This is a genomic window from Flavobacterium sp. N2038 (assembly GCF_025947185.1).
Classification (GTDB): Bacteria; Bacteroidota; Bacteroidia; order Flavobacteriales; family Flavobacteriaceae; genus Flavobacterium.
Genome location: NZ_CP110001.1, coordinates 2781903 through 2798599, shown reverse-complemented (window position 1 = coordinate 2798599; position 16697 = coordinate 2781903). Strand labels below are relative to the sequence as shown.

Sequence of the window (16697 nt, the reverse complement as noted above, 5' to 3'; positions counted from 1 at the left end):
TTCGTGGCAACTTTTTTTATTTTGAGGTAATATAATCTACAATCAGATTGGCGTGAATTCTTGAGTTTTCGATAAACCACTTATGCGTTTGCATTCCGCCACAAACCACTCCTGCAAGAAATAATCCTTCAATATTAGTTTCCATAGTTTCTGGGTTGTAGACTGGAATTTTCAATTCATCATTAGAAAGCTGAATTCCGGTATTTTCAAGAAAATTCAAGTCTGGTTTATATCCGGTTAAAGCAAGAACAAAGTCATTTTCAATGGTAACTTTTCCATTTGGCGTTTCGATTACAACTTCGTTTTCCTTAATTTCAGTGATATTGGACTCAAAATAGGCTTTAATGCTCCCTTCAGCAATTCGGTTTTCGATATCAGGTTTAACCCAATACTTCACCCTGCTGTTTATTTCGTTTTTGCGAATCACCATCGTTACGTTAGCGCCTTTTCTCCAACATTCTAAAGCGGCATCAACAGAAGAATTATTGGCTCCAACTACCAATACATTTCTAAAAGCATATTCGTGGGCTTCTTTATAGTAATGACGAACTTTTGAGAACTCCTCGCCTTTTACATTCATTTTTATCGGAATATCATAAAACCCGGTAGCAAGAACAATATTCTTAGTCTTATAAAGATCTTTATCCGTTAAAACTTCAAAAAGAGAATTTGCATTTTTTTTAATCTCCATTACTTTTTCAAACAATTTTATGGAAAAATTAAAGTAGCGGTGAATATTTCTATAATATTCCAAAGCTTCCTGGCGTCCTGGTTTTGGTGCTAAACAATTAAACGGAATATCGCCAATTTCAAGTCTTTCGGCTGTTGAGAAAAAGGTCATATACAATGGGTAATTAAATATGCTGTTAACCAGAGCGCCTTTTTCAATAATTATATAACGTAAATTTTTCTTTTGAGCTTCAATTGCACACGCTAGTCCAATTGGACCACCTCCAACAATAATTAAATCGTATTGGTCTGTCATAATTATTTGTTTCCCCAGTTTTTAAAAGGATTTTGACTTAAATAAGCGTTGTAATATCTTTTATCATCTGTTACTTCTTCTCCCAGCCAGTCCGGTTTTTCAAAATCGTCTTCTTCAGATTCCAATTCAATTTCTGCCATTACCAGGCCTTCATTTTCTCCGTAAAATTCATCTACTTCAAAAACATATTTACCAGCTTGTATTTCATAGCGGGTCTTTTCGATTTTACCTTTCTCGCAGAGTTTCATTAATTCAACGGCTTCTTCAAGCGGAATTTGGTTTTCCCATTCAAAACGTGACATACCGCCCTGGTGCCCCAGACCTTTTATAGTGATAAAAGCCTTATCACCTTTAATTCTGACACGTACTGTTCTTTCAGGAATTGAACTTAAATACCCTTGAGCAATCTTATTTTGAGCAAAAGCCTGTTCTTTAAAATCATCCGATTTTACAAGAAACTTTCTTTCTATTTCCAGCATTTTTTTCTAGATTAATTACTCTGCAAGTTACTCATTTAAATTCAGTCCTGAAATCTGAATTTTAAATTTATGAGATCTCTTTTATCTTGTTTCATTTTTTTGATTCGTTTTAAAATGCAACCAATTTGATTGATTACTAGTTCGTTACGTATGTTTATTTTCGTTAAATTTGATTGAATCTTAAATTCTATTACTTATGTCTAAAAAAGCACTTTACCTCTTAGGTATTGTTTTAACAATTATTCTGGGTACATTTTTGTACATAAAGTTTTGTTGTAATTGCAATATGGAAAAACCTGCCACTGATACTGAAAAAGTACCAGTAGTTGTTGAAAAGGAAAGTATTTCTGTTCCTTTTGTTCTTAATGGTTCCGGAATTGATTATCATACCAATGATAATCTCAAGTTTTTGAAAAACAGCCCTACATTAATCCAGCCAGTCAGTGATTCTGTGACGATTGGAATTAATAATCTAAAAACATTTCTGATCGCAAACACCAAACAAAAGGTGACTATTACGGGGTATGCTACTTCTGATGAAACAAATACAACAAAATTTGAGAATCTTGGACTTGCAAGAGCTAATGATGTCAAAAATTATTTTGTTTCCCAAGGTTTACCTGCTGCACAGTTTGATACAAAAGGTGAAATTAAGGATTCCTGGAAAATGAATCTCGACACACTTTTAGGCCCGGCCGAGTATAGATTTGAAACCATTGACACTACAGCTGTTGCTACAGATGAATGGAGTTTATTAAAGTCAAAAATTAACGAGGATCCGTTGATTCTGAACTTTAATACAAATAAATCCAGCGATAAACTAAACGATGCTAAAAAACAGAAAGTTGCTGATATTGTAAAATATATGGAACATGTAAAAGATGCTACAATTTTAGCCGTTGGACATACAGATAATGTTGGAAATCGTGATGCAAATATTATTCTTGGACAAAAAAGAGCTGAATTCTCCAAAAACTATTTAGTTAAAAACGGAATTGATGCTGCCAGAATTACTACTGAATCTAAAGGACCCGATGAGCCTGTAGGTGAGAATACGACTGCCGAGGGCAAAGCAAACAACAGAAGAACTGTAATTACAATTAAATAACTAATCAAAATATACGATCATGAATATACCTTGTATCTTAATACCGGCACTAGTGGGATTAATCTGTGGAATTTTGGGTTACTTACTAGGAAAAATGAATTCAAAAGGAGATGATTCACTTTCACTTTCTTTACAGGAAGATTTGGATGCCTGCAAAGCCAATACAAAAAATCTAAATGCTAAAATCGCTTCACTAGAAGCTGATTTGGCTGCAAAAGCTAAAATTACAGCTGCTCCACAATCGTTTGCCGCAACAGCAGCAGCAATTGTATTTGATGGCGCACTGGCCGCAACTGTATTTGGAAAGAAAATTAAAGAGAATGATTTGAAAATTGTGGAAGGAATTGGCCCAAAAATCGAAGCATTGTATCATGATGCAGGAATTACAACCTGGCATCAATTGTCTCAAACTCCAACAGAAAAATCTCAATCTATTTTAGATGGTGGTGGTGAGAACTATGCAATACACAACCCAAGTACATGGGCAAGACAAGCTTTACTGGCTTATGAAGGCAAATGGCAGGAGTTAAAAGACTGGCAGGATAGCTTATTAGGCGGAAAAGAGTAGATAAAAATAGGTTTAAAGGTACAGAGGAACAAAGGTTTAAAAACTTTACTCTGTATCTTTTTTTGTCTTAATAGGTGCAAAGGTGCAGAGTAGCAAAGGTTTTACTCTACACCTTTGTTCTTTTACTATGTTTGTATGTCAATGACTTGCAAAGCAACAAAAACAAAAAAACTTTGAACCTTTGCAACTCTGAGCCTTTGAACCTAAAAACTGGGAGAATCCCAGTTTTTGCTATTATTGTACCACAACTGCCCTTCTTTTACTTCTAGCGGACAATCAAAATTATTAGTGTAAAGTGCTCCGGTTCCTAATCCCTGAGGCATTTGAGAATTTTGCAGAAATGTCCATTGCGCAATCGCATTTAAACCAATATTGCTTTCTAATGCAGAAGTAATCCACCAGCCAATATGGTATTTTTCTGCCAAAGTAATCCATTCCTGTGTTCCTCTGAATCCTCCAATAAAACTTGGTTTAAGAATAATATACTGAGGTTTTATTTTTTGCAATAGATTTTCTTTTTCTTCAAATGAAAAAACACCTATTAATTCCTCATCTAATGCTATTGGAAAAGGCGTTTCTAAACATAAATCTTTCATCGCCTGAACATTCCCTTTTTTAATAGGCTGTTCGATGCTATGTAGTTCAAATTGATTGAGTTGTTTTAGTTTATCTAAAGCTTCATTTAATGCAAAAGCCCCATTTGCATCTACCCTGATTTCGATTTGTTTTGCAGAAAAATGACTTCTGATATATTGCAGTAATTCTAATTCTTTATCAAAATCAATGGCGCCAATTTTTAGTTTTATACAGTCAAAACCGTTTGCCAATTTATCTTCAATTTGTTGCTTCATAAATGAGGCTTCTCCCATCCAGACCAAACCGTTTATAACAATTGATTTGGAATTACGGGTAAAATCAGATGGAAATAACAGATATGGATTTTCACTTTTTAAAGACAAAAAAGCCATTTCAACTCCAAACTGAATAGATGGAAATTCTAAAAGAGATTCCCAAAGTACTGTTTCTCCTAAATGAATATTCTCGCAGGCCCATTTAAGTTTCTCTTCGTAATCTTCGCGATCGTCAGCACTTAAACCACGCAAAATACCACACTCCCCGATTCCTTTTTTATCATTTTCTTCAAGGACAATAAACCAGGTTTCTTTTTCGGTCATGATACCCCGAGACGTTCCGGAAGGAACTTTAAACTCGAGCATGTATTTATGGTAAAATGCTTTCAAAATTGTAGTTTTTTTTATGTCCATATAAGTGATATAAGTTTATTAAAAAAATACAATACCAGAACTTGAATTATATTTACTTATATCACTTATATGGTGATTTTTTTTTTAATTGTAAAGATTTAGAACTCTCTCGAAATCTTTTGACGGTAAACCCGCCTTTTGAAAAACAGTAAAATCAAGTTTAGTTTTATCTTTCCAGCTCAAACTGTCGGTTACATTTTGATTCTGATATTTCTTGTAAATTGCTTTTGCATCACTATAATTGTTACTTACCAGATAAAGATGCGCTAAGTTTAATTTAACTAATAATTCAGTATCATCAACTTTTTCACCTTCCTGCAAAAATTTAAGTGCCTTAGCGTATTGTTTTGTTAAAATATAACAGTAACCAATCGAACTATAATCTACTGCAGTTCCTTTTCCTTCGTTTATTATAGTATTTAACTTAGGAATTGCTTCATTATACTTTTGCTGTTTAATTAAAGCCGATGCCTGAGTTCTTAAATCATTAAACACATTTTTAGAAATATCAGCATCTTTATAACAGGTATTTCCGAAGTCTTTGTAAACTTTTGTCTTCTCGATGGCTAATAACTTCTGGAATTCTGTATAACGGTATTGTTTGATGATTTTATCCAAAATACAAACGCAAAAATCATCTGAATTGACCATTTTCTGTGCCATTGTTGATGTTTTGCATAAACTGATAATTTCGTTTTTATTGTCCTGATTCCATCCTCTGTTAAGTTTAGTATCTACCCAGGGCACAACTTCTAAAACAATTTTTTGGTTTAAAAGCCAGTTCTTGCTATGAAAACCAAACCAGATATTGCTTACATTCTGACCTAAACAAGAAGATTTGTCCAATGACAGCCTTTTAGCATCTTTGCTTAAAGCTTCTTCTTGTGCATAGCAGGCTTTTTCTGTTTTTCCGTCATCAATATATTTTTTTGAACTTTCTGCAGAGGTAAACAATGCATAAGTACAGGTATCATCACCAGAAATTTTAGACATTAAGAATACTGCTCCGGCAGATCCCTGACTGATTCCGGTTGGGTCTGGAATTGATTTTAACAGAGAAACCAGACTATTTGCCATTTGCTGATTTTCATCCAGAAGTGTGATTCGGTACACAATTTCGGTTGTCCCAACAGGCAAATCTTCTGTTTTAAGAACAATCCGGTCACGAGCTGAAACTACAATTTCTTTTGTTGTTGCACGTTCTTTATCCCAATAACCATCTTTTTGAGCAAAAGCATTAAATGAAAGAACGACTAAAAGAGATAGAATTGTTTTTTTGAAAGTCATATTTAAAAATTTATTTAATGCCATTAATCATAGCCTGAATCCTATTTTCAGCCTCTGCTTTGGTAATTCCTTCATAAAAATCTTTTACAAATGGATGATCAAAATCCTGATGTGGAAAAATTACCGGTCTGCTGTTTCCTTTTTGAGTGACTACTGTTGTAGGGATACTTTTGGAAAACTCATACTCCCGAATTTTATTGTTTAGCCAGCCAAAGTATTGTGTTTCATGATTTTCATTGTCATAATTTTCAAGATAATCTTCGAAGCTTTTTTCGCTTAAAGAAACCCAAAGACCATATTCAAGATCTTCGCAGTGATCGTTTACTTTCTGAATCAAAACACAACGAATAAATCGATCAACCTGATCAGGGTGCTTGATAACACAAAAATCCTCATCGATTACAGCGATTTCTTCTTTATCTTGTTCTGAGAGACGAGCATAAACATCTGGAGAAATATAGCCTAAAGCTGGCCATTCTGAGTGCTCCTGACCACAGCATTCACAAATATATTTTGAATCTTCCATTAATGATTTTGTTGTAAAATGGCAATTTACTGCCCCGGGAAGTGATATTTTTTTGTGGTTACGATACTTATCGGAGCCACAAAAAGATATAGTGGGTTTAGTTTCTTATTATAATTCTATTGATTCACCTATTTCAAGCAGCATTAAATCTTTTCCCTGATCAAAAAACTTGCGGATAGATTCTTCATGATTGATTTCGATATAACCAAATGTATCAAAATGATATCCTAAAATTTTATCACATTCTATAAAATCAGAAGCAATTATAGCGTCTTCAACATCCATAGTAAAGTTATTTCCAATTGGAAGAATGGCTAAATCTAATTTGGTACGCAACGGAATCAGTTTCATATCCATTGTAAGTGCTGTATCACCGGCGATATAAATGTTTTTATGCTCGCCTTCGATTACAAAACCACCCGGGTTTCCTCCGTAAGTTCCGTCAGGAAAAGAGCTTGAATGAATCGCATTTACATACTTTACTTTTCCAAAATCAAAGTTCCAGCTTCCTCCGTGATTCATTGGGTGTGCGTTTAATCCCAATTTTGCGTAGTAACTTGTGATCTCAGCATTTGAAACAATCGTTGCATTGGTGTTTTTAGCAATAGCTTCAACGTCCAGAACGTGATCACCATGTGCATGTGTCAATAATATATAATCAGCTTTTAGCGTATTGATATCAATTGCCGAAGCTTGTGGGTTTCCTGTGATAAAAGGGTCAACAATAATATGTTTTCCTCCTACTTCGATGCCTAAAGAAGCGTGTCCGTAAAATGTAATTTTCATTTTTATAAAATTTTAGTGTTGAACTTTATTTTATCTTCCGCCTAAGAACAGATTTACAATTATATCAGAAATCAGTGAAATCATACATACTGTTAGTAATATTGAAAGCAGGAAAGTACTTAATGCCAGTTTTTTTAACTCCGGATCTAAAAGTTTAGGATTCTGATTTTTAGAAACGGTGATTAAATGTTTCGTTAAAGGAATATACGCTAGTAAAAACAAATACTGATCAAAACGATAATCACTTAAAATAGCAAAAATTACCACCAAAAGCATTGCAGTAATAATCAACGTAAAATGATAAATTTTAGCTTTTGCTCCGCCAATTTGAACTACAATTGTGTTTTTTCCAGATTTTCTGTCAGATTCCTCATCGCGCATGTTGTTTAAATTTAAAACTCCAACGCTTAGTAAACCAATTGAAATTGCAGGAAGTATTAAAAGTGGATCAACTTCTTTGGAATATAAAAAGTTAACTCCCAAAGTACTTACCAATCCGAAGAAAATGAAAACAAATACATCACCGAATCCTTTATAACCGTAGGCAGAATTCCCAACTGTATAGCGAATTGCTGAAATAATAGCTGCAATTCCTAATAATAAGAAAAAGATTGAGTATCCGAAATTATCTTTTCCAAAAGCGAAATAAATCAGGATTATAGCAGATAATAAAGTTAAAAAGGATGTTATTATTATTGCTTTTTTCATTGCCTGCGGTGTTATTACACCACTTTGAATTGCTCTTTGTGGACCAACTCTGTCAGCATTATCAGTACCTTTTACTCCATCACCATAATCATTGGCAAAATTAGATAAGACCTGTAAACCAAGTGTTGTTAAAAGAGCAAAACCAAAAATCTTCCAGCTAAATACTTCAGTTGGAGTGTTGATGGTTGCTGTAGGGTTTGAAAGTGCATAAATACTTCCAACTATAATTCCGGAAACAGATAAAGGTAATGTACGTAATCTTGCGGCTTCAATCCAGTGTTTCATTCTATTTTTTAGTTTATTTGGTTTTAAGTTTCAGGTCTCAGGTTATTCGCAGAACGTGTAACATGAAACTTGAAACCTAAAAGAATTTTATTAATTTATGGTAACCATTTATTTTCACCAAAGTTTGGTTTTCTTTTTTCAAGAAATGCATTTCTTCCTTCTTTAGCTTCTTCTGTCATATACGCTAAACGAGTTGCTTCTCCTGCAAAAACCTGCTGCCCAACCATACCGTCGTCTGTTAAGTTCATGGCAAATTTCAGCATTTTTATAGAAGTTGGCGATTTCTGAAGAATTTCCTGTGCCCACTCATAAGCTGTAGCTTCAAGCTCATCGTGAGGAATTACAGCATTTACCATTCCCATATCCATTGCTTCCTGTGCTGAATAATTTCTTCCTAAAAAGAAAATCTCTCTGGCTTTTTTCTGCCCAACCATTTTGGCAAGATAAGCAGAACCATAACCTCCGTCAAAACTTGTGACATCGGCATCTGTTTGTTTAAAAATAGCATGTTCTTTACTTGCTAAAGTCATATCGCAAACTACATGTAAACTGTGTCCTCCTCCAACTGCCCAACCAGGAACTACAGCAATAACTACTTTTGGCATAAAACGAATTAATCGTTGTACTTCAAGAATATTCAAACGGTGTTGTCCATCTTCACCTACATAACCCTGGTGCCCACGCGCGTTTTGATCTCCTCCACTACAAAAAGAATAAACTCCATCTTTAGTAGAAGGACCTTCTGCAGAAAGCAAAACAACTCCAATTGAAGTATCTTCCTGTGCGTCGTAAAAAGCCTGATATAATTCTGAGGTTGTTTTAGGACGAAAAGCATTTCTAACATTTGGTCTGTTAAAAGCAATTCTGGCAACTCCGTTACATTTTTTATATGTTATGTCTTCAAATTCTCTGGCAGTAATCCAATCCATTTCTATTTGTTTAGTTTTAAATAATTATAGTGTAAAAATAAGGCATTTTTACATTTTGACCTACTCAATTTGCTTTTAGTCTATGCTAAAATTACATGCAATGTTAACAATTGGTATTTACTTACAAAAAATAACACATTTTAACACTAGGTTTAGAAAAATATAAGTAATTTTATATCCTAGAAATCAACGAGATACAAATTATTTTGTTGATATAAGATTGATTTTCTTTCACTGATTTATTAACCTAAAAAATGATTTTTTTGAGAAAATTTAAAAAATTTGTCGCTCATTTTTTGATGGTTCAGATTAGTAAAAAAGCCATAAATAATGAGCAAATGATTTATTCATTTGTTGAAACTTCAAAAAGGAGATAGTAGCACCTAAGGTTAAACACTAGAATTGTTTAGTAATTAGTATCAAGATTGATTACGAAAAGAGGAAAAATACTAACCGAAACTTTCTAAAAGTTATTTTATCAAACCAAATGGATTAGCCGCGAAATTGAGGTTTTGTAATGAATACGAATGTATCAATTGTTTAAAGACATACCCATATAAGAAAGTAATTTCTAAAAGTAATAAGGTCGTTGCTTTTTTAATGGATTCGAAATTATTTTATTTCTGTTTTTTTTTAATTACAATTTTTTTTAAAACTAGAATAAAAAAAGGGAAAGGCTGCTTGTAATGAGCAGCCTTTCCTGTTATAATAATTCTTGCGAATAAATTCCAAAATTTTAAACTCCATTAAAAAATCCAAATTCCAACACTTTGTCGTGTATTGGAATTTGGATTTTTTTTATTTTAAAATTTTAAAGAAATTATTCTTTTACAAGATAAATTCCATCTTCTTTAATTTCGATGAGTTTGTCTTTATACAAAGCTCCTATGGCTTTTTTAAAGGTTTTTTTACTCATTTTTAATACCGTTTTAATATCTTCCGGATGCGAATTGTCATTTAGGCGTAAAAAGCCACGATTGGCTCTTAATTCATCTAAAATCTTTTCTGCATTTGGCTCAATACTTTGGTATCCTTGTACTTGTAATGCAACATCTATTTTATTATCAGGACGAATATTTTTTATGTAACCGCGCATTCTGTCCCCGGTTCTTATAGCATCATCATAAACTTCATCTTTGTACAAAAGACCTTTATGCTGCTCATTAATAATTACATTAATACCAATTTCAGTAATATGAGAAACAATTAAATCTACTTCTTCCCCTTTCTCAACAGTTAAGTGATCATTGTTTAAAAACTGATTTGTTTTACTTGAAGCAACCAGACGATTTGTTTTTTCGTCTTTATAAAGATAAACAAGGTATCGCTTTCCTTTTTCCATTGGACGTGCCTGCTCTTTAAACGGAACAAGAATGTCTTTCTCCATTCCCCAGTCCATAAAAGCACCAACATTATTGATGTAATTAACTCTTAAAAGAGCAAATTCATTCAGTAAAATATAAGGTTCAAGTGTTGTAGCAACGGGACGTTGTTCGTGATCCAAATAAACAAAAACGACAAGTTCGTCGCCTATTTCAAATTTATTCGGAACGTATTTGTTTGGTAATAAAATGTCGTGTATTCCATCAGGGTCTTTTTCAGGATTTCCTAAAAATAAGCCCACTTTTGTATCACGTAATATAGTTAGTGTATTGTATTTTCCAATTTCGATCATATTCATATTATTCTAAGTTGATAAGCAACTGAGTTTCTATGGCACAAATGTACGAAGTTTGAAAGTGTAACGCGAATAATGTTTTATATAAAAAACAAAAAGCGTTATGATCATAACGCTTTTCTAATTCCTGATTGTTTTAAAATCTATTTGTAAATACTCTCTTTTTTAAAATGTACTGTAAGTAAATAATAGACAACTGCTCTGTATTTGTGTTTATTAGATTTACCATACTTTTCTAAAACTGCATTTAATGCCTGATCTAATTCAGGACTATTCTTTAAGCCAAGTTTCTTAATCAGAAAATTATTCTTTACCGTATCCAGTTCTGATTGCTGAGTGGCAGCGATTGTAGATGCGTCATCATTATAAATTGCAGGTCCACAGCCAATTGTTACTTTAGTTAGTAAATCCATATCTGCGATTACACCGCATTTTTCTTTTAGATCTTTAGCATATTTGTCGATTAACTCTTCTCTTTTGCTCATAATATTTAGTATTGGGTTATAATTAGACACCAATATTAAAAAATATCATAATACAAAATAAATATTTAACACAATTTAACTTACAATTTCATTTAACTCTTTAAAGTATTCCTTCAAAATAACATCGTTTTTGTGGGTTGGTGTAAAAACTTCCAGTATACAAGGAGAATCATGCTCAGCATAAAAACCATTTAAACTAACCTCTAAAGATTCTAAATCTTTAGCCGTGAAATACTTTAGTTTATACATATTGGCCAAATGCTCTGCAGTTAAATCATGAGAAGTTTCAAAATAGGTATTAAAAACAGGTTTTTCCTGGTGTCCTGGCAAAATCCTGAAAATACCACCACCTCCATTATTAACTAAAATAATTTTGAAGTTTTTTGGAATATAAGAGTTCCATAAAGCATTACTATCATACAAAAAGCCAATATCTCCTGTAATAAATACAGTTGGTTTTGAGTTTCCAACTGCAGCCCCAATTGCCGTAGAAGTGCTACCGTCGATACCACTGGTTCCTCTATTGCAAAATACTTCGATCGACGGATCAATATCTATTAATTGTGCATATCGAATAGCAGAACTATTACTTATTTGCAATTGACTGTTTTTTGGAAGAGTTTCTATAACTTTCTCAAAGACTTTAAAATCTGAAAAAGCAGTTTTTTCTAAATATTCTGCTCTCTTTGTAGTTCTAAGATGATAGATTTTACTGATTTTAGCAAAATAATCACTTTCAATACTTTTTGTTTTAGACAACAATTCGGTAAAGAAATCATTTGGATGCATTACAAAATGCTTCGTTAATGCACTAAAAGTGTCATAGGCACGCAAAGTATCAATATGCCAATGGTGTAATGGTTTATATTTACGTAAAAAAGCTTTGATTCTTTTTGAAACAATCATTCCGCCAAATGTTACTAAAACTTCAGGCTGAAAGGCATTGAAATCATGATCGTCAAAAGGAGTTATCAGAGTATCAATACTGTTAATAAAGCTCGGATGATGCAAATTTGATGTTGTTTCTGTTAATACAACAACAGATTGATGCGCAGCAAGCTTCTCTATAACTTTCTCGTCTACATTATTCACTTCATTTACACCAACCAGAATTAGTTTTCGTTTGGCATTATTCCAAATCGAAATAAATTCGGCCTCGTTTTCAATAGTTTTGGTCCCGATTGTTTCTTTTATTTCTGTAATTCTTGGCTGAACCAAAAGAGTGTCGGTTGTTTCATATAGAGGTTCTTCAAATGGTGCATTAATATGAACCGGACCTTTCTGAAGAATAGAAGTCTCAATTGCTTTATTGATTTTTAGATCATTTTCGTCGGAAGCTTCTTCCGTTAAATTAGCATTATAAACAGAATGATTTTTAAAAACATTTTCCTGACGAATGGTTTGCCCGTCTCCAATATCAATTTTACTTTGAGGACGATCTGCTGATATCACAATTAACGGAATCTGACTGTAAAATGCTTCTGCTACAGCCGGATAATAATTTAGTAAAGCAGATCCTGAAGTACAAACAACTGCTGTTGGTTTTTGAGTTTGTTGTGCGATTCCCAAAGCAAAAAATGCTGCACACCGTTCGTCAGCAATACTATAGCATGTGAAGTTTGGGTGTTGTGCAAAACCAATGGTTAAAGGTGCGTTTCTTGAACCTGGAGAAATTATAATATTGGTGATTCCTTTTGCTAAACAAATTTCGATAATGCTTTGTGCAAGCGCTATTTTGGGGTAAATCATTCTTACGGTGTATTATTTTATAAAGAAAACCACAATTTAGGATTTCTTTTCAAGAACACAAAGTTACAAACTTCGGGTTTGATTTAACTTATAAATGGGAATATATTAAGAACCATTATCAAAAAAGGGAATATATTTGTAAAAGTGAATTATTGACAAAACTCAAAGTAATATGCGTTTCTTATATATATTCTTTTTTATAATATCTTTTCAATCTATAAAGTCACAGAATCAATTTGTGCCTGAAGATATTCCTTATCAGAAAGTTTTGGAAACTGCCAAATTACAAGGAAAGCCTCTTTTTGTGATGCTTTATGCCGATTGGTGTCCGCATTGCAATTTAATGAAGAAAGAGGTTTTTAGTGATCCGAAAGTTATAGAGTTTTTAAAGAAAAACTATGTTTGCACCTGGAAGAATATTGAAAAAGAAGAAGGAATTACGCTTAAGAATAAATTCAATACCAAATCATTGCCTACGTTTTTATTTATTGATCCTGCTAATGAAACACTTTTGTATGCTTTAAAAGGAGAAATGAAAACACCTGAATTTTTGACTGAAGCTAATAATGCCTTAAATCCCAAATTGCAGCTTCCATATTTAGAAAAAATATTTCTGGATGATCCATCCAATTCAGACAAGTTTTTTACCTATTTGAATACGCTAAAAAAAGGAAAAGACAGAACAGATTTATCTATACCAACACATACATATTTAAACACACAATCAGATGCACAATTGGTTAGCGAAACCAATTGGCGTGTTATAGCAAATGGCGTAACAGATATTAAATCACGTGAATTTCAATATGTTTTAAATCATCAAAAGGAATTTGCTGCTGTAGCTTCGCAAAACCGTGTTGATCGTAAAATAGAAAGTATTGTGACAGAATTACTTCGTCCTTTGGTTGATAATCTGGACACTGTAAACTATTACAAACAAAGAGAGGTTGCAAAATCTATTCGTTTGCAAAAAACAGATTCACTGGTTTTTAAATTTGATTTAACTCTTGCTGAAAGAACTGAAAAATGGCAATTTTATAAATCAGTAACTCTTGAGGATACTCAAAAGTTAGTTTGGAATGATGCGAGTTTTCTGAAAGACATTGGAAATACCTATCTTAAACACATAAAAGACACAGAAAGCCTGAAAAAGTCCATTTTTTGGGTGAAACATTCCATAGAGTTAAATGATTCTTATGATGGAAATTTATTACTGGCCCGGCTTTATAATAAAATAAAGGACAAGAAACTGGCCTTGCAGTATGCAAAAGACGCCAAAGAGATTTGCACCGAAATGACCTGGAGTACAAAAGAAGTTGATACTTTGTTGGCCGAATTAAATACTAAATAACTTTTACAATATAATATGGAAGTAAAGCTAAGACCGGCAACTACTAATGATTTAGAAAAAATTCTTGAAATAGTAAATCATTCTATTTTGCATACCACTGCAAATTATAGTTATGAGGTTCAGACTCTTGATGTGCAAACGAAATGGTTTGAAGATAAAAAAGCTAAAAATCTTCCCATAGTGATAGCAGACTTAGATAGTGAAGTGGTTGGTTTTGGAAGTTACGGTCAGTTTCGTGAAAAAATTGGTTATCAATATACTGTGGAACACTCTGTATATGTAGTTGATCATGTAATTGGTAAAGGAATTGGTTCTCAATTATTAACCGAATTGATTCGCCTGGCTAAAGAACAGGGATATCATGTTATGATTGGCGCTATCGATGCCGATAATGCCGGAAGTATTGCTTTTCATGAACGTTTTGGTTTTGTTGCCACAGGTACAATTCGCGAAGTGGGTTACAAATTTGATCATTGGCTTGATTTAGTTTTTATGCAATTGATTTTGAAGTAGTATGCAAAATCTTCCTTTAAACAAAAAAATAATCCTCTTTGATGGCATTTGCAATTTATGCGACAGTGCTGTCCAATTTATTATAAAAAATGATAAAAAAGACCTGTTTAGATTTGTAGCACTACAATCTGATTTAGGAAAAGAAATATGCAATTATATTGGGGTAGATCAAAGCAAAATAGACAGTATTATTTTGTATCATCCCGGTGTTGCTTATTATTACAAATCGTCGGCAGTTATTGAAATTGCTGAAGATCTTGGTGGTATTTATAGTGTTCTCTCTATATGTAAAATTTTTCCGGAAAAACTTCGCAATATCATTTATAATTATATTGCTAAAAATCGCTACAAGTGGTACGGAAAAAAAGAAAGTTGTATGATTCCAACTCCGGAATTAAAGGCTAAGTTTTTGTAGAAATATATCTGGAAAATTATGTTTTTTTGTCATTTCGAGAAACGAGAAATCGCACTAGAAGTACGCCAATCTTTGTTGATTTACTAGTGCGATTTCTCCCTTCAGTCGAAATAACAAAAGGCTTAGAACTAAGCTAAATAATTACTTCTGACGTTTTTTTAGCACTTCAATAACGTCATTTAACTGAAAACCTTTTGCCTGTAATAAAATCAGATAATGAAATAATAAATCGGCGCTTTCGCTAAGGAATAGATCGTCATTATCATCTTTGGCTTCGATAACAACTTCTACAGCTTCCTCTCCTACTTTTTGCGCAATTTTATTGATCCCTTTTTCAAATAAAGAAGCCACATAACTTTTCTCAGAATCAGCATTTTCTCTTCTGGTTTTGATAGTCTCTTCTAATTGAGAAATAAATCCATAATTAGCCGTATTTGGTTCCTGCCAGCAAGTATCTGCACCTGTGTGACATGTTGGGCCTACAGGTTTTGCCTGAATCAAAAGTGTATCACCGTCACAGTCATTTTTGATGCTTACCAGATTTAAAAAGTTACCGCTCTCCTCCCCTTTTGTCCAAAGTCTTTGTTTAGAACGACTAAAGAAAGTTACTTTTTGAGTTTCAATTGTTTTTTGAAGCGATTCTTCGTTCATATACCCCAGCATTAAAACATTTTTAGTTTCTGAATCCTGAATTATAGCCGGAATTAATCCGTTTGCGCTTTTGATATCTATGTCCATAATTTTAGTCTAAAGTTGTAAAGTCGAAAGTCTTAAAGTTAAAACTAAAGTCTGACTTCTATATTGTTATTTTTTAATTCTTGTTTTAACGCTTTTATCTCGATTTCTTTAAAGTGAAAAACACTTGCTGCTAAAGCTGCGTCTGCTTTTCCTTCTTTGAAGGAATCTACAAAATGCTGAATGTTTCCGGCACCTCCCGAAGCAATAATTGGAATATTTACTAATTCAGAAAGCTTTGCCAAGGCTTCGTTTGCAAAACCATTTTTAGTTCCGTCATTATCCATAGAAGTAAATAAAATTTCACCTGCGCCTCGTTTTGCAACTTCAACCGCCCAGTCAAACAGATTTAATTCTGTTGGTACTTTTCCTCCAACCAAATGCACAATCCATTGTCCATCAATTTGTTTCGCATCAATTGCAACAACAACACACTGGCTGCCGAATTTTTGAGCCAAATCATTAATCAATTGTGGATTTTTGACTGCCGATGAATTAATCGAAACTTTATCTGCGCCATTATTTAACAGAATTTCTACATCTTCTACAGACGAAATTCCGCCGCCAACTGTAAACGGAATATTGATTTTTTCCGCTACACTTCGTACCATATTTACGAGTGTTTTACGTCTTTCTTCTGTTGCAGATATATCCAGAAAGACCAATTCGTCAGCACCCTCTCTCGAATAAATTTCAGCTAATTCTACTGGATCTCCAGCATCACGTAAGTCAACGAAATTAACGCCTTTTACCGTTCTTCCGTTTTTTATATCCAAACAAGGTATAATTCTTTTTGCTAACATTTATCTAATGTGTTAATTAGATAATTAGTCAATTAGATAATT

The 16697-nt window shown here is 33.1% G+C and carries 18 protein-coding genes; 5 read left to right on the top strand and 13 right to left on the bottom strand.

Annotated elements, in window-relative coordinates; translation table 11 throughout:
* Positions 1–16 precede the first annotated feature (16 nt).
* Both OLM51_RS12480 and OLM51_RS12475 read right to left on the bottom strand, forming a co-directional pair.
* On the bottom strand, positions 17–985 hold the full coding sequence (locus OLM51_RS12480) for a YpdA family putative bacillithiol disulfide reductase (protein ID WP_264550939.1): 969 nt from the start codon (positions 983–985) through the stop codon (positions 17–19).
* Positions 986–987: 2 nt separating this feature from the next.
* The gene (locus OLM51_RS12475; RefSeq protein ID WP_264550938.1) at positions 988–1464 is read right to left on the bottom strand and encodes a CYTH domain-containing protein; all 477 of its coding nucleotides are present in this window, start codon (positions 1462–1464) and stop codon (positions 988–990) included.
* Between the two features lie 196 nt (positions 1465–1660).
* Between OLM51_RS12475 and OLM51_RS12470 the strand changes: the two genes are divergently transcribed.
* Both OLM51_RS12470 and OLM51_RS12465 read left to right on the top strand, forming a co-directional pair.
* Positions 1661–2572: an OmpA family protein gene (locus tag OLM51_RS12470; RefSeq protein ID WP_264550937.1), complete on the top strand. Its 912-nt coding sequence runs from the start codon at positions 1661–1663 to the stop codon at positions 2570–2572.
* 19 nt (positions 2573–2591) lie between these two features.
* Complete coding sequence (locus tag OLM51_RS12465) at positions 2592–3140, top strand: hypothetical protein (RefSeq protein WP_264550936.1); 549 nt, start codon at positions 2592–2594, stop codon at positions 3138–3140.
* A gap of 203 nt (positions 3141–3343) precedes the next feature.
* On the opposite strand, the gene OLM51_RS12460 is transcribed toward OLM51_RS12465, so the two are convergent.
* From OLM51_RS12460 to menD, 9 genes are all read right to left on the bottom strand, one after another.
* The gene (locus OLM51_RS12460) at positions 3344–4381 is read right to left on the bottom strand and encodes an o-succinylbenzoate synthase (protein WP_264554290.1); all 1038 of its coding nucleotides are present in this window, start codon (positions 4379–4381) and stop codon (positions 3344–3346) included.
* Positions 4382–4489: 108 nt separating this feature from the next.
* Positions 4490–5692 carry a tetratricopeptide repeat protein gene (locus OLM51_RS12455; RefSeq protein ID WP_264550935.1) on the bottom strand — a complete coding sequence of 401 codons (1203 nt, stop codon included), beginning with the start codon at positions 5690–5692 and terminating at the stop codon, positions 4490–4492.
* Between the two features lie 10 nt (positions 5693–5702).
* Complete coding sequence (locus OLM51_RS12450) at positions 5703–6218, bottom strand: DUF2199 domain-containing protein (protein ID WP_264550934.1); 516 nt, start codon at positions 6216–6218, stop codon at positions 5703–5705.
* Positions 6219–6326: 108 nt separating this feature from the next.
* On the bottom strand, positions 6327–7004 hold the full coding sequence (locus OLM51_RS12445) for a metal-dependent hydrolase (protein WP_264550933.1): 678 nt from the start codon (positions 7002–7004) through the stop codon (positions 6327–6329).
* A gap of 30 nt (positions 7005–7034) precedes the next feature.
* Positions 7035–7997: a 1,4-dihydroxy-2-naphthoate octaprenyltransferase gene (menA, locus tag OLM51_RS12440; protein ID WP_264550932.1), complete on the bottom strand. Its 963-nt coding sequence runs from the start codon at positions 7995–7997 to the stop codon at positions 7035–7037.
* 95 nt (positions 7998–8092) lie between these two features.
* Entirely contained in the window at positions 8093–8926 is an 834-nt protein-coding gene (locus OLM51_RS12435; protein ID WP_017498510.1) for a 1,4-dihydroxy-2-naphthoyl-CoA synthase, read from the bottom strand.
* Between the two features lie 820 nt (positions 8927–9746).
* Positions 9747–10601, bottom strand: coding sequence for a S1 RNA-binding domain-containing protein (locus OLM51_RS12430; protein WP_264554289.1), 855 nt, complete (start codon positions 10599–10601; stop codon positions 9747–9749).
* Between the two features lie 146 nt (positions 10602–10747).
* Positions 10748–11089: a DUF2853 family protein gene (locus OLM51_RS12425; protein ID WP_264550931.1), complete on the bottom strand. Its 342-nt coding sequence runs from the start codon at positions 11087–11089 to the stop codon at positions 10748–10750.
* 75 nt (positions 11090–11164) lie between these two features.
* Positions 11165–12838: a 2-succinyl-5-enolpyruvyl-6-hydroxy-3-cyclohexene-1-carboxylic-acid synthase gene (gene menD / locus OLM51_RS12420; protein ID WP_264550930.1), complete on the bottom strand. Its 1674-nt coding sequence runs from the start codon at positions 12836–12838 to the stop codon at positions 11165–11167.
* Between the two features lie 172 nt (positions 12839–13010).
* Between menD and OLM51_RS12415 the strand changes: the two genes are divergently transcribed.
* The 3 genes from OLM51_RS12415 to OLM51_RS12405 are packed head-to-tail and all read left to right on the top strand — an operon-like array spanning position 13011 to position 15117.
* Positions 13011–14189 carry a thioredoxin family protein gene (locus OLM51_RS12415; protein WP_264550929.1) on the top strand — a complete coding sequence of 393 codons (1179 nt, stop codon included), beginning with the start codon at positions 13011–13013 and terminating at the stop codon, positions 14187–14189.
* 15 nt (positions 14190–14204) lie between these two features.
* The gene (locus OLM51_RS12410; RefSeq protein WP_264550928.1) at positions 14205–14702 is read left to right on the top strand and encodes a GNAT family N-acetyltransferase; all 498 of its coding nucleotides are present in this window, start codon (positions 14205–14207) and stop codon (positions 14700–14702) included.
* Between the two features lies 1 nt (position 14703).
* Positions 14704–15117 carry a thiol-disulfide oxidoreductase DCC family protein gene (locus OLM51_RS12405; RefSeq protein ID WP_264550927.1) on the top strand — a complete coding sequence of 138 codons (414 nt, stop codon included), beginning with the start codon at positions 14704–14706 and terminating at the stop codon, positions 15115–15117.
* Positions 15118–15258: 141 nt separating this feature from the next.
* Here OLM51_RS12405 and hisIE read toward each other — a convergent pair whose 3' ends face one another.
* Together hisIE and hisF are read right to left on the bottom strand one after the other, a co-directional pair.
* Positions 15259–15855 carry a bifunctional phosphoribosyl-AMP cyclohydrolase/phosphoribosyl-ATP diphosphatase HisIE gene (hisIE, locus tag OLM51_RS12400; protein WP_264550926.1) on the bottom strand — a complete coding sequence of 199 codons (597 nt, stop codon included), beginning with the start codon at positions 15853–15855 and terminating at the stop codon, positions 15259–15261.
* A gap of 44 nt (positions 15856–15899) precedes the next feature.
* The gene (gene hisF / locus OLM51_RS12395) at positions 15900–16655 is read right to left on the bottom strand and encodes an imidazole glycerol phosphate synthase subunit HisF (protein ID WP_264550925.1); all 756 of its coding nucleotides are present in this window, start codon (positions 16653–16655) and stop codon (positions 15900–15902) included.
* Positions 16656–16697: the final 42 nt, after the last annotated feature.

Bases quoted from the DNA above. Each gene is read 5' to 3' on its own strand.
- OLM51_RS12435 (WP_017498510.1), bottom strand. From the start codon at position 8,926: ATGGATTGGATTACTGCCAGAGAATTTGAAGACATAACATATAAAAAA.
- OLM51_RS12480 (WP_264550939.1), bottom strand. From the start codon at position 985: ATGACAGACCAATACGATTTAATTATTGTTGGAGGTGGTCCAATTGGA.
- hisF (WP_264550925.1), bottom strand. From the start codon at position 16,655: ATGTTAGCAAAAAGAATTATACCTTGTTTGGATATAAAAAACGGAAGA.
- OLM51_RS12450 (WP_264550934.1), bottom strand. From the start codon at position 6,218: ATGGAAGATTCAAAATATATTTGTGAATGCTGTGGTCAGGAGCACTCA.
- OLM51_RS12475 (WP_264550938.1), bottom strand. From the start codon at position 1,464: ATGCTGGAAATAGAAAGAAAGTTTCTTGTAAAATCGGATGATTTTAAA.
- OLM51_RS12430 (WP_264554289.1), bottom strand. From the start codon at position 10,601: ATGATCGAAATTGGAAAATACAATACACTAACTATATTACGTGATACA.
- OLM51_RS12405 (WP_264550927.1), top strand. From the start codon at position 14,704: ATGCAAAATCTTCCTTTAAACAAAAAAATAATCCTCTTTGATGGCATT.
- menA (WP_264550932.1), bottom strand. From the start codon at position 7,997: ATGAAACACTGGATTGAAGCCGCAAGATTACGTACATTACCTTTATCT.
- OLM51_RS12425 (WP_264550931.1), bottom strand. From the start codon at position 11,089: ATGAGCAAAAGAGAAGAGTTAATCGACAAATATGCTAAAGATCTAAAA.
- OLM51_RS12465 (WP_264550936.1), top strand. From the start codon at position 2,592: ATGAATATACCTTGTATCTTAATACCGGCACTAGTGGGATTAATCTGT.
- OLM51_RS12445 (WP_264550933.1), bottom strand. From the start codon at position 7,004: ATGAAAATTACATTTTACGGACACGCTTCTTTAGGCATCGAAGTAGGA.
- OLM51_RS12455 (WP_264550935.1), bottom strand. From the start codon at position 5,692: ATGACTTTCAAAAAAACAATTCTATCTCTTTTAGTCGTTCTTTCATTT.
- menD (WP_264550930.1), bottom strand. From the start codon at position 12,838: ATGATTTACCCCAAAATAGCGCTTGCACAAAGCATTATCGAAATTTGT.
- hisIE (WP_264550926.1), bottom strand. From the start codon at position 15,855: ATGGACATAGATATCAAAAGCGCAAACGGATTAATTCCGGCTATAATT.
- OLM51_RS12410 (WP_264550928.1), top strand. From the start codon at position 14,205: ATGGAAGTAAAGCTAAGACCGGCAACTACTAATGATTTAGAAAAAATT.
- OLM51_RS12415 (WP_264550929.1), top strand. From the start codon at position 13,011: ATGCGTTTCTTATATATATTCTTTTTTATAATATCTTTTCAATCTATA.
- OLM51_RS12470 (WP_264550937.1), top strand. From the start codon at position 1,661: ATGTCTAAAAAAGCACTTTACCTCTTAGGTATTGTTTTAACAATTATT.